Source organism: Nocardia sp. NPDC056541, from assembly GCF_042794235.1.
GTDB lineage: Bacteria > Actinomycetota > Actinomycetes > Mycobacteriales > Mycobacteriaceae > Nocardia.
The window spans coordinates 47,927-59,973 of record NZ_JBHTUD010000022.1 but is presented as its reverse complement, the minus strand read 5'-3'; the positions used below and the strand labels follow the sequence as shown (position 1 = coordinate 59,973).

The 12,047-nt window shown below is 68.2% G+C and carries 13 protein-coding genes; 11 read left to right on the top strand and 2 right to left on the bottom strand.

Features of this window, described 5'->3' with window-relative positions; all coding sequences use genetic code 11:
* The first annotated feature begins 255 nt into the window (after nucleotides 1-255).
* The 10 genes from ACFQ9R_RS29825 (at nucleotide 256) to ACFQ9R_RS29780 (ending at nucleotide 9,694) form a co-directional block, all read left to right on the top strand.
* A complete protein-coding gene (locus tag ACFQ9R_RS29825; protein ID WP_378995284.1) occupies nucleotides 256-807 on the top strand; it encodes a DUF6676 family protein in 552 nt (183 codons plus the stop codon).
* Between the two features lie 322 nt (nucleotides 808-1,129).
* Nucleotides 1,130-2,497 (top strand): NlpC/P60 family protein, encoded by a 1,368-nt coding sequence (locus ACFQ9R_RS29820; protein WP_378995347.1) that lies wholly within the window; start codon nucleotides 1,130-1,132, stop codon nucleotides 2,495-2,497.
* Nucleotides 2,498-2,673: 176 nt separating this feature from the next.
* Complete coding sequence (locus ACFQ9R_RS29815) at nucleotides 2,674-3,834, top strand: AAA family ATPase (protein WP_378995282.1); 1,161 nt, start codon at nucleotides 2,674-2,676, stop codon at nucleotides 3,832-3,834.
* 23 nt (nucleotides 3,835-3,857) lie between these two features.
* A complete protein-coding gene (locus tag ACFQ9R_RS29810; protein WP_378627164.1) occupies nucleotides 3,858-4,814 on the top strand; it encodes a DUF58 domain-containing protein in 957 nt (318 codons plus the stop codon).
* A complete protein-coding gene (locus tag ACFQ9R_RS29805; protein WP_378995280.1) occupies nucleotides 4,811-5,815 on the top strand; it encodes a VWA domain-containing protein in 1,005 nt (334 codons plus the stop codon). The genes ACFQ9R_RS29810 and ACFQ9R_RS29805 overlap by 4 nt, the downstream gene beginning before the upstream one ends.
* Nucleotides 5,816-5,899: 84 nt before the next feature.
* Nucleotides 5,900-6,616: a 3-oxoacyl-ACP reductase FabG1 gene (gene fabG1 / locus ACFQ9R_RS29800; protein WP_101467171.1), complete on the top strand. Its 717-nt coding sequence runs from the start codon at nucleotides 5,900-5,902 to the stop codon at nucleotides 6,614-6,616.
* A 127-nt stretch (nucleotides 6,617-6,743) separates the two neighbouring features.
* Nucleotides 6,744-7,580, top strand: a complete 837-nt coding sequence (gene inhA, locus ACFQ9R_RS29795) for an NADH-dependent enoyl-ACP reductase InhA (RefSeq protein WP_266290283.1) — start codon at nucleotides 6,744-6,746, stop codon at nucleotides 7,578-7,580.
* Nucleotides 7,580-8,629, top strand: coding sequence for a ferrochelatase (locus ACFQ9R_RS29790; protein ID WP_378995277.1), 1,050 nt, complete (start codon nucleotides 7,580-7,582; stop codon nucleotides 8,627-8,629). The genes inhA and ACFQ9R_RS29790 overlap by 1 nt, the downstream gene beginning before the upstream one ends.
* Nucleotides 8,630-8,715: 86 nt before the next feature.
* Nucleotides 8,716-9,111, top strand: coding sequence for a hypothetical protein (locus ACFQ9R_RS29785; RefSeq protein WP_378627168.1), 396 nt, complete (start codon nucleotides 8,716-8,718; stop codon nucleotides 9,109-9,111).
* An 88-nt stretch (nucleotides 9,112-9,199) separates the two neighbouring features.
* Complete coding sequence (locus tag ACFQ9R_RS29780; protein ID WP_378995275.1) at nucleotides 9,200-9,694, top strand: hypothetical protein; 495 nt, start codon at nucleotides 9,200-9,202, stop codon at nucleotides 9,692-9,694.
* A 65-nt stretch (nucleotides 9,695-9,759) separates the two neighbouring features.
* Here ACFQ9R_RS29780 and ACFQ9R_RS29775 read toward each other — a convergent pair whose 3' ends face one another.
* Together ACFQ9R_RS29775 and ACFQ9R_RS29770 are read right to left on the bottom strand one after the other, a co-directional pair.
* Nucleotides 9,760-10,572: a hypothetical protein gene (locus ACFQ9R_RS29775; protein WP_378995273.1), complete on the bottom strand. Its 813-nt coding sequence runs from the start codon at nucleotides 10,570-10,572 to the stop codon at nucleotides 9,760-9,762.
* A 112-nt stretch (nucleotides 10,573-10,684) separates the two neighbouring features.
* Nucleotides 10,685-11,509 (bottom strand): DUF3097 domain-containing protein, encoded by an 825-nt coding sequence (locus ACFQ9R_RS29770; protein WP_378995271.1) that lies wholly within the window; start codon nucleotides 11,507-11,509, stop codon nucleotides 10,685-10,687.
* A 105-nt stretch (nucleotides 11,510-11,614) separates the two neighbouring features.
* Here ACFQ9R_RS29770 and ACFQ9R_RS29765 point away from each other — a divergent pair, with 105 nt between their 5' ends.
* Nucleotides 11,615-12,046 (top strand): NfeD family protein, encoded by a 432-nt coding sequence (locus ACFQ9R_RS29765; RefSeq protein ID WP_378995269.1) that lies wholly within the window; start codon nucleotides 11,615-11,617, stop codon nucleotides 12,044-12,046.
* Nucleotide 12,047 lies beyond the last annotated feature (1 nt).

The window sequence follows — 12,047 nt, the reverse complement described above, 5'->3', positions numbered from 1 at the left end:
TGCCGGCGACTCGCGTCTTCGGAGGGGGTATCCGGCACCGTGAGATGCCTGATTCCTCGCCGTACGATCCTAACAGTACGCTTGTCCTATGAAATACGCGGGGGCCGTGGGTGGTGCCGCGCAGGCGTAGCCGGGCGCCGAGTCGCGTACTGTGCCTGACGAGCGAAGTCGGGGAAGACGCAGTGACGCTCACCTTGGCAGTGTTGGACGCCCGTCGCGACACCGGCGATCGTGGCTCGACAGACCGGATGGAACATGACCACTTTTGCGCCGATGGCGGCCGAACTGCCGCCGAACACCGTGCTGAGCAGCGTCGCGTCCGACCTCGCCGACAATCACGTCGCGGCCCCCAAGGGTCAGGATCAGGAGAAACTGGCGGCGATCGTCGCGCAGGCGCGATCCGAGGGGATCCCGCTCAGCGTCGTCATCGTTCCCGGTAATCCCGGCCACGACTCGAGCCTACGTGACCTGGCCACCGAGGTCGGCGAGAACACCCACGGCACTGTCGCCGTGTTCAGCGACGACTGGCTGGGCACCTACAGCGACACCATCAGCCGGGTGCGACTCGAATGGGCCGAGGATGCGGCCAAGTACAAGGGCAATCACCCCGAAGAGGCCGTGCAGGCCTTCGTCGACCGGCTCGAGCAGCCGGAGGGCGTTTCCTGGGGCGTCATCACCACGGTGTTGCTGACCCTGATGGCACTCGTGATCGCCGGGCTGTACCTGGTGAAGGTCCGCCGCGGTCCCGATGCGGACGCGTCGGCAGCCCCCACGTCCTCGCGCGTCGATGCGGGTTCCACCAACTAACTGGTTTCACTGCAGTCACATTTCCAGACCAACGGTCTGTTTTCTGCGGTAGAAAACTGTCTTTCGTCAGGCTAATTCCGAGCAATCTGTGAATTGATGCCGCGCCCCACTGTGACGGATGTTTCCTTTGTGAACTATGTGTCGTACGGTTGCGATGAACGCGATCGTGAATGCAGTGGTACAGGGGGCATTGGTCGACTCTTGTGGTCGGTGTTTCGACTGATGCGCCGGTGGCGTATGTCGAGTCGAGATACTCGGAGGTGCCGTGCGCAGTGCGGGCAGGCAGGACGAACCAGGTCTATTACGAATAGCGATCGGTTTGCTGGCGGTAGTGGCAGTGCTGCTCGCCGCGGGACCGGTCGCTGCTGTGCCACCCCCTCCACCCAATCCGTCCGACGGTGAGATCGCCGGTGCGGGCGCCCAGGTCGACGCGCGGGTCACCGAGATCGGTGTACTGATCAATCGCGTCGCCGCCGCCGATCAGCAGTTACGCGAACTCGACGATCAGCTCGCGGGCAAACGGGAAGCGGTCAACCAGGCACTCGTGGACCTGCAGACCGCGCGCGACGCCGCCGACGCCGCCGCAGCCGCCGTCACCGACAGCCAGACCCAGCTGGCCGACGCGGGCGTGAAAGTCGGTGCGGCACGCCAGGATTTCGATCAGGTCGCCACTCAGGCGTACGTGCGCCCCGCCAACAGTTCGGTCGTCACCTACCTCGCCTCCTCCACCCCCGATGCCGCGATGGATCGCGCGCAGGTGCTCGGCATGGTGTCGAAGAACCAGCGACAGGTCCTGGACGGCTTGCGCCGCGCCCAGGTCGCCCAGGCCAACCAGAACTCCGCCGCGCGGCAGGCCAAGACCGACGCCGACAACGCCGCCGCCGGGGCTGAGCAGAAGCGCGACGCCGCCCAAGCCGCGGTGAACATCGCGAAGTCCGAATTCGACACCCAGGCCGTGGCTCGCGACACCCTGCGTCGCGACCGCAGCGCGGCACAGTCCGCTCTCGACGTCGCCCGCTCGACCGTCGCCGGGCTGCAGAGCCAGCGCGAGATCTTCCTGGCCTGGGACGACCAACGCGAAGCCGAGGTGATGGCCCTGCTGGCCGCCGCCAACGCCGCCGCCTCGCGCGCCGCCGCCGACAAAGCCGCCCGCGACCGCGCCGCCCAGCTCAACGAGGGCCAGCGCCCGCACGCCGACCTCGAGTCCACCCCGGCCTCCCCGCGCCGAACCAAACCGCGACCCTCGCAACCGCAGGTCACCGGTTCGGCCGCGATCGAAACAGTGGTCGACCGCGCGATGTCGCAACTCGGCGTCACCTATGCCTGGGGCGGCGGCGACGAAGACGGTCCCACCCTCGGCATCCGCGACGGCGGCACCGGCGACGCCCACGGTGACTTCAACAAAGTCGGCTTCGACTGCTCGGGCCTGATGCTCTACGCCTTCGCCGGCATCGGCGTGTCGCTGCCGCACTACAGCGGCTATCAGTACAACGCGGGCACCCGGGTCGACGTCGAGGACCGCGAGCGCGGCGACATGCTGTTCTGGGGTCCCGGTGGCAGCGCCCATGTGGCGATGTATCTGGGCAACGGCAAGATGATCGAGGCCCCTGAATCCGGGGATGTCGTGAAGATTTCCCCGGTCCGCGAAGACGGCATCATGCCGTACGCGGTCCGCATCGTCACCGGCTGAGTGTCCATCGCCGCTGGTAGGGCCGCGATCGATGCAGCGTGCGCCACAGTCGCCGCTGCGCGTGAGCGGCGTCACGAGCATGACGAATCCCCGTCTAGTACTGGCCGGTTGCGGCGCACCGGGCGATTCAATGGAATAGTTGGTGCCGCACGCACAGGACCAAAGCGAAAGCGGGGATGTTGGTGACTTCGACGGAAGGTGTGAGCGGGCCGAAGCTGGCGAAGGACGCCGGTACGGCCACGCCGAGCACCCTGGAGCGTGACGTCCAGACTCTCGAGAAGGCGATCTACGAGGTCAAGCGGGTTATCGTCGGTCAGGACCGGCTCGTCGAGCGTTTGCTCGTGGGCGTTCTGGCGCGCGGACACGTGTTGCTCGAAGGTGTGCCGGGCGTCGCGAAGACTCTTGCGGTGGAAACCTTCGCCAAGGTCGTCGGCGGCTCGTTCTCCCGGGTGCAGTTCACCCCGGACCTGGTGCCGACCGATCTCATCGGTACCCGCATCTACCGGCAGGGCCGCGAGGAATTCGACACCGAGCTCGGCCCGGTCGTCGCGAACTTCGTGCTCGCCGACGAGATCAACCGCGCGCCCGCCAAGGTGCAGTCGGCACTGCTCGAGGTGATGGCCGAGCGCAAGCTGTCGATCGGCGGCAAGACCTACCCGATGCCCGATCCGTTCCTGGTCATGGCCACCCAGAACCCGATCGAGAGCGAGGGCGTGTACCCGCTGCCCGAGGCGCAGCGCGACCGCTTCCTGTTCAAGGTCGTCGTGGACTACCCCTCGGTCGAGGAAGAGCGCGAGATCATCTACCGGATGGGTGTGAGCGCGCCCGAACCGAACCAGATCCTCGACCCCGAGGACATCATCCGCCTGCAGAAGGTGGCCGCCAACGTCTTCGTGCACCACGCGCTCGTCGACTACGTGGTCCGTGTGATCACCGCGACCCGCACGCCCGCCGACTTCGGCATGGAGGATGTGGCGAGCTGGATCTCCTATGGCGCGTCCCCCCGCGCGAGCCTGGGCATCATCGCCGCGGCGCGCTCGGTCGCGCTGATCCGTGGCCGTGACTACGTGGTTCCGCAGGATGTCGTCGAGGTCATCCCGGACGTGCTGCGTCACCGTCTGGTGCTGTCGTACGACGCACTGGCCGACGAGGTTTCGCCCGAGGACGTCATCAAGCGCGTGCTCCAGACGGTCGGGCTGCCGCAGGTCGCCCCGCAGGCCAACGGCCAGGCCGCACCGCAGCAGCCGCCGGTGCCCCAGCCGCCCCAGCAGCAGCCGGTGCCGCAGGCGGTGAACGGGCAGCAGTCCCAGCCCGCCGGCTCCGTCGCGCCCCAGTGAGTGCGCCGGAACCCGTTGTCCGCGTGCCCGTGTCGTCTCACGCTCCGCCCTCGTTCCGTGCCGGTGAACTGACCGACCCGAAGCTGGCCGCCGCGCTCAAGACCCTCGAGTTGACCGTGCGGCGCCGCCTCGACGGCGTGCTGCACGGCGACCACCAGGGGCTGATCCCCGGACCGGGTTCGGAACCGGGGGAGGCACGGCTGTACCAGCCGGGTGACGATGTGCGACAGATGGATTGGTCGGTCACCGCCCGCACCACCCATCCGCATGTGCGGCAGATGATCGCCGACCGCGAGCTCGAGACGTGGCTCGTCGTCGACCTGTCGTCGAGCCTGGACTTCGGCACCGGCCGGGTACACAAACGCGATCTCGCGATCGCGGCGGCCGCGGCGATCACCCACCTCACCTCCGGGGGCGGCAACCGGATCGGCGCGGTCGTCGCGACCGGTCAGGATCTGGTACGCATCCCCGCTCGCAGCGGACGCATGCATGCCCAGACCCTGCTGCGCGGCATCGCCACCACCCCGCACGCCCGCGACGGCGTACGCGGCGATCTCAAGGCCGGGATCGAATCGCTGCGCCGTCCGCAACGCAAACGCGGTCTGGCCGTGGTGATCAGCGACTTCCTCGGTGACGTCGACTGGCAGCGCTCCCTGCGCGCCATCTCCGCCCGCCACGACCTCCTCGCCGTGGAAGTGCTCGACCCCCTCGATGTCGCGCTGCCCGACGGCGGCGACGTGGTGCTGCACGATCCCGAATCGGGCCGCACCCGCGAGTTCAGCGTCACTCCCACGCTGCGTGCCGATTTCGCGGCCGCGGCCCGAGCCCAGCGTGAGCAGGTGGCGCAGGCGCTGCGCAGCTGCGGCGCGCCGGTGCTCACCCTGCAGACCGATCGGGACTGGATCGCCGACGTGGTCCGGTTCGTGTCCACCCGGCGCCACAGCCTCGGCGCCCCGAGCGGGCGGGTGCCTCGCCAGTGAGTATTTCGCATTTCACGGCCGTCGTCTGGCTCGGTTTCCTCGTGGTCGTCGCCCTGCTCGTGCTCGGTTACGTGCTGGTGCAGCGCGCCCGGCACAAGCGGATGCTGCAGTTCGGCAACATGGCCATCCTGGAGCGGGTCGCCCCGTCGCGACCGAGCCCGATGCGCCATGTCCCGATCGCGTTGATCCTGGCGGGCCTGGTCCTGCTGACGATCGCCGCGGCCGGTCCGACCGCCGTGCAGAAGGTGCCGCGTAACCGCGCGACTGTGGTTCTGGTGATGGATGTTTCGCTGTCGATGGAAGCCACCGACGTGGAGCCGAACAGGTTGCAGGTCGCGCAGAAGGCAGGCAAGGATTTCGTCGACGGTCTGACCCCCGGTATCAACCTCGGTTTCGTCACGTTCGCGGGCACGGCCTCGGTGATGGTGTCGCCGACGACCAATCGCGAGGCGGTCAAGCACTCGATCGACAACATCAAGCTGGCCGAGCGCACCGCCACCGGCGAGGGCGTCCTCACGGCCCTGCAGTCCATCGACACTCTGGCCGCCGTCCTCGGTGGCGCCGAGACGCCACCGCCCGCGCGGGTGGTGCTGATGTCGGACGGCAAGCAGACCGTGCCCGACGACAAGGACGTCGACAACCCGCGCCACGGTTTCACCGCCGCGCGCCTGGCCAAGAACAAGGGCATCCCGGTCTCGACGATCTCCTTCGGTACCGAATGGGGCACGGTCGAGATCCCGGACTCCGACGGCAAGGGTTCCCAGCGGGTGAAGGTGCCGGTCGACAACGACTCGCTGCGCGAGATCGCCGAGCTGTCCGGCGGCGACTTCTACACCGCGTCGTCGCTGGCCGAACTCACCGCGGTCTACGACACCCTCGAGGAACAGATCGGCTACGAGACCACACGGGGCGATGCGAGCCGCCCGTGGCTGTTGTTCGGCATGCTGGCCATCGCGGCGGGAGTCGTGGTCAGTTTGCTCTATCGTCAACGCCTGCCCTAGCTCCCACCGCCCCGCGTTGTGAGCTGTCGCAACGGCGCGACCCTGACGCGGGGCGCACGAATCGGAACAGATAGGTTGGACCCTATGTCGAACGTCACATCCCGGTCGGTCCTGGTCACCGGCGGTAACCGCGGTATCGGTCTCGCGGTCGCGCAGCGTCTGCAGGCCGACGGCCACAAGGTCGCCGTCACCCATCGTGGATCGGGGGTACCCGAGGGTCTGTTCGGCGTGAAATGCGATGTCACCGACAGTGATTCGGTCGATCGCGCGTTCACCGAGGTCGAGGAGCACCAGGGTCCGGTCGAGGTGCTGGTCGCCAATGCGGGCATCACCGACGACACCCTGCTGATGCGCATGACCGAGGACCAGTTCGAGCGGGTCATCGACGCCAACCTCACCGGTGCCTTCCGCTGTGCCAAGCGCGCCAACCGCGCCATGCTCAAGGGGCGCTGGGGCCGGATGATCTTCCTCGGCTCCGTCGTCGGGCTCGGCGGTGGCCCCGGCCAGATCAACTACGCCTCTTCCAAGGCCGGTGTGATCGGTATGGCTCGCTCCATCAGCCGTGAGCTGGGCTCGCGTTCGATCACCGCGAATGTGGTGGCGCCTGGTTTCATCGAAACCGATATGACCGCTGAGCTGCCCGATGATCTGAAGGAAACCGCGAAGAAGTTCATCCCGCTCGGGCGTCTCGGCCAGGCCGAGGATGTCGCCGCGGTGATCAGCTTCCTCGCCTCCGAGGACTCTCGCTATGTCACCGGCGCGGTCATCCCGGTCGACGGCGGCATGGGCATGGGTCACTGATCCGATAACGGCGCTGTCGTCCACGTCGACGGCTGCTATTGCATGGGTCACTGATCCGCTAACGGATCGCCCCGCGCCACCGACAAGGTGGCGGCAACCATACTGATTTCAGGAGAACCGAAAACTCATGGGCGGACTGCTCGAAGGCAAGACCATCCTGGTCACCGGCATCATCACCGACTCGTCGATCGCGTTCCACGCGGCCGCGATCGCGCAGGAGCAGGGCGCGAGGGTGATCATCACCGGCATTCCCGACCGACTGCGGCTCATCGACCGCATCGCCAAGCGGCTGCCGCAGGAAGTGCCGCCCGCCATCGGCCTCGACGTGACCAACGAAGAGGATCTGGCCGCGCTCACCGAGAAGCTGCGTGAGCTGGCACCCGAGGGCATCGACGGCGCGCTGCACTCCATCGCGTTCGCGCCGCGGTCGATCATGGGCCCCGGCGCGCTGCCGTTCCTCGAGGGCCCCGGCCCCGATGTCGCCAAGTCGTTCGAGATCTCCGCGTGGAGCTACGCCTCGCTCGCGCGCGCCGTGCTCCCTGTCATGAACGAGGGCGGCTCGCTCGTCGGCATGGACTTCGATCCGCGCGTGGCCATGCCGTACTACAACTGGATGGGCGTGTCCAAGGCGGCGCTGGAGTCGGTGAACCGCTATGTGGCGCGTGAGGTCGGTGCCGCCAAGAAGGTGCGCTCCAACCTGATCGCCGCGGGTCCGATCAAGACCCTCGCGGCCAAGGCCATCGCCGGCACCGCGACCGACGATGCCAAGCAGCTCGTCCAGCTCGACCAGTACTGGGACGGCGCGTCGCCGATCGGCTGGGACGGCAACGACCCGCGCGCGGTCGGCAAGTCGATCGTGGCGCTGCTCTCGGATTGGCTGCCCGCCACCACCGGCTCGATCATCTACGTCGACGGCGGCGCCAGCCACAATATGTGGTTCCCGGAGAACATGTCCCTGAGCTGATGCCGGACGCCCTGCTGCTGCTGTCCTTCGGTGGTCCCGAGGGCCCCGAGGACGTGATCCCCTTTCTGGAGAACGTCACTCGGGGCCGTGGGGTGCCCCCCGAACGGCTCGCCGAGGTCGCGCAGCACTACCTGCATTTCGGCGGGGTCTCGCCGATCAACGCGTTGAATCAGCAGATCATCGCGGCGCTGGAGGCCGACCTCGCCGATGCCGGGCTGGATCTGCCGGTCTATTTCGGCAATCGCAACTGGCATCCCATGGTCGAGGACACGGTCGCGCGGATGACCGCCGACGGCGTGCGTTCGGCACTGGTCTTCCCGACGTCGGCGTGGGGTGGGTATTCCGGTTGCCGCCAGTACGACGAGGACATCACCCGCGCCCGCACGGTGGTCGGTGCCGGTGCCCCGGAACTGGTGAAACTGCGCCAGTACTTCGATCACCCGCTGCTGATCGAGTCGTTCGCCGACGCGATCGCCGCTGCGGTGCAACAGATTCCGGCCGAGCGCCGCGACGGCGTGCGCCTGGTTTTCACCGCACACTCCATCCCCGTCTCGGCCGACCTGTCGGCGGGCCCGCCGGCCGACGGTGGCCGCCTCTACAGCAGGCAGGTCGCCGAGGCCGCCCGATTGTGTGCCGCGGCAACCGGTTTCGCCGAGTTCGATGTGGTGTGGCAGTCGCGTTCGGGCCCGCCGCAGGTACCGTGGCTCGAACCCGACATCGTCGACCATCTGGATGTGCTGCACGGCAAGGGCATCGACGCCGTGGTGGTGTGCCCGGTCGGTTTCGTCTCCGATCATCTCGAGGTGATCTGGGACCTCGACAACGAAGCGTCGACCCGCGCCGCCGAGCTCGGCATGGCCTTTGCCCGTGCGGGGACACCCGGCACCGATCCGCGATTCTCCCGCATGATCGTCGAACTGATCGCCGAACGCGTGAGCGCCGGTCCGGTGCGCGAACTCGGCACGGTCCCCGGGTACGGCTGCACCGTCGACGGAGCCCTGTGCGCCCCCGGTTGTTGCGAACCGCCCGCGCGCCCGGTCCGGCGCTGAACACAACCGGATAACCATTCACCGGTAGTCCCCGGTTCGAGGAGTAGCCTTTTCACAGTTGCGCTCGACTGATCGGAGGATTTCCGATGATTTCGACCACGCCGCGCCGCGCTGCCGGGTTCGCCCTCGTGCTGACCGCCGCCGCGCTCGGTCTGACCGGCTGTGGCGGGGACTCCGGCTATCAGACCCAGCCCCCGCAGCCCACCGAGCCCACGATCTCGCAGGCATCCGTCGAGGAATTGTGCGGCATCCTCGACGGACAGAAGGGGACGTGGAAGGCGCTGGGCCCGCGCGTCGCGCGGGTGGCGTTCACCGGTGCGATGAAGCTGTGGACGGTCAACGACACCGTCGCCAACGCCGCGATCGCCTACAACCGCCACATCGTCGACACCGTCACCATCCGCACCTGCCCGCAGGTCCGCGATGCGACGCTCAGGTCGCTCGATGTGCCCGATCTCAAAGTCGCCCTCGGCGGATTCTGAACTGGCGCTTCCCCGTTCGGCGCATCTCTGCGTTAGCATCGCCGCAGACCTTCGCCCGAAGGTCGGGTGACGCTACGGGGAGGGCCCGATGAACCATGCCGACATGATGCTGACCGCACTGGCTCGGGGAGGTGGTCTTCTCGCCGGCGACGACATACGCGCGGGCGATGCGGAGGCGGTGCTGGCCCGTCGTGGGGGCGGTAGCAGCGTCAGCGTCGGTGGTGGCGGGGTCCCGGAGTGGGTCTGGTACCTGATCATCGGCGTTGTTGTGCTCATCGTGGTGATCGTGTTGATCCGCACGTTCAGCGGTTCCTCGAATCAGGCTGCGCCACATCAGATGCCGCCACAGCACATGGCACATCAGCAGCAGCCGTACCCGGCGCAGTACCAGCAGCCGTACCCACAGCAGCACCCGTCGGGCCCCGGCTATCCGCAGGCACAGTACTCGCCGCAGTATCCGCAGGGTCAGTACCCGCAACCGTATCCGCAGCAGCAGCCGATGCCGTACCCGCAGCAGCAGCCTTACCCGCAGCAGATGCCGTATCCACAACAGCCGCAGTACCAGCAGCCTTATCGGCACTGACGGATCGGCTCCGGCGTGCGCCACCGGACTCGGTGACTACCCCCGTCTGTCCGGAATGCGGAAGGTCAGCCGTCGCGGCGGGCAGCGGCGTGAACCGCGACGAGGCGCGCCTCGCGGATCGTGTTCCACAGCGGCCGCAGCAGGGATTCATGCGCCCCGAGCGCGGTGGCCGAGGTGGGTGAGGACGCCGGCTCGTGCTGAGCGACGGTGAGGATCGCGGCCACATGATCGGCCGTATCGAGAATTCGCTTGGCGCGCAACGGGATCGAGTCGGGATAGGCGTGGCGCGCATAGGCCGCGAGCTGGGCCTCGATCTGTTCACGCGGATCGTCGTCGCCGTTGCCGACCGAGGTGGTGTGCAGTTGCATCAGGGCGTCGGCGGCGTCGCGCACCGATTCGCGCATGGTGTACTCGGCCTCGCCGAGCGACATGTCGTGACCCGCGATACGCGGCAGATCGACGCCGTAGACGGTCCACTGCAGGGTGTCGTCGTCGTCCCACTGCGGAATCAGGCCGGTGCCGGGCTCGCCGGGAACGCCGAGCAGCAAGCCCTCCTCGGCGTCGATCGCGTCGGCCGCGAACGCGGTGCCGACCGGCAACCCGCGCACGTCACCCGGTGCGGGCAGGACCAGGCGCAGCTGCGCCCCGGCGGGAGCCATCGCCTCGCGGATCACCTTGAGCAGCGGCATGGCTCCGTTGCCCGCCGCACCGCGCGAGGTCCACGGCAGGTCGGTACGTCCGCCGGTGACCGGGTCGCCCGCCGCGATGGTGTGGTGCGGCGCCCAGGCGTGCAGTGCCTCCAGCACGTCGTCGGGCGCGCTGGTACCGGCCAGCCAGGAGCCGGCCCACAGCGTCAGCGTGGCACTGGGAGAGCACATAATCATCGAGCATAAAGGTTCGCCCGCGATCGCGTGCGCGCACCGAGGTGGTCGATGGTGCCTACGCGGATCACCGATTTCGGCGCGAGGATCCGTCTGACCTGCTGTGCGTTCACTCCGGCTCGGTCACGAAGTCGATGAGCCGTTCGACCGCGCCGATGAGTGGGGCTTCCAGATCCCGGAACGAGCCGACCGCATCGTAGACACGGCGCCAGGCCTGCTGCGGTGTTCCCCAGCCGAGGCGCGCGCAGATTCCGGTCTTCCAGTCCTCGCCGCGCGGCACTGTCGGCCAGGCATCGATGCCGAGCGCGGCGGGGCGTACCGCCTGCCAGACATCGATGTAGGGATGGCCGGTCACCAGCACGTGCGGGCCGAGGCCGGCGGTCAGGTGCGTCTCCTTCGAGCCGGTCACCAGGTGGTCGACGAGCACGCCTACCCGCGCGCCGGGGCCGGGTTCGAACTCGGTGAGCCGGGCACCGAGGTTGTCGAGGCCCTCGAGGTGTTCGACGACCACGCCCTCCACCCGCAGGTCGTGGCCCCACACCCGTTCGACGAGCGCCGCGTCGTGCACGCCCTCCACCCAGATCCGGCTGGTCCGCGCGACTCTTGCCCGCAGCCCCTCGACGCGGGTGGACCCCGACGCCGACCGCACCGGCTGTTTCGGCGCGGTCGCGGTGGGCTTGATCAGCGTGACCGGTTTCCCGTCGATCAGGAACGCCGCCTCCCGCATCGCGAACAGCCGCACCGCCCCGCGCGCGTCCTCCAGCTTCACGAACTCGCCGTCGTAGCTGCGATCGAAACCCACTACGGCACCGCAGAATCCGCTCGCCGCGTCCTCGACCACCAGATCGCGTTCGGCGTTCACTGTCGGCACCGGCTTCTTCTTGGTCCGATCGTGTCCGGAATAGATGTCGCCGTAGCTGTCTCGCGCACTCACGTCCCGAAACTACCGCGCGCGCCAGCGCGCGCGGTACCGGCGCACCGGGAGGCGGCGATTACGCGAGCCCGCCCCCGAACCGGTCATCGAGGCTAGGCTGGCAGGGTGGCCGCAATAGTCTGGCTGATCGCGGGCATCGTTCTCGCGGCGGCGGAAATGCTCACCGGGGACCTCACGCTGCTCACCCTCGGGGTGGCCGCACTCGGCACCGCGGGGATCAGCGCCGCCACCGACCTTCCGGTCTGGGGAGACGCCCTGGTGTTCGCCGCGATGGCCGGTGTGCTGTTCGTCGGGGTGCGCCCGCTGTTGCGCCGCAAGTTCGGTACCCCGCCGCCCACTCCGACGAATGCCGATGCGCTGCCGGGGAAGTCGGCGCTGGTGCTCGAGCAGGTCGCGGAGTATTCGGGTCAGGTCAAGCTCGGCGGCGAGGTCTGGACCGCGCGTCCGCTCGACCCGAGTGAAGTGTACGAAGCCGGTGTGACTGTCTATGTGATGAAGATCGATGGCGCGACCGCCGTCGTCTGGAAGGGTCCCTAGC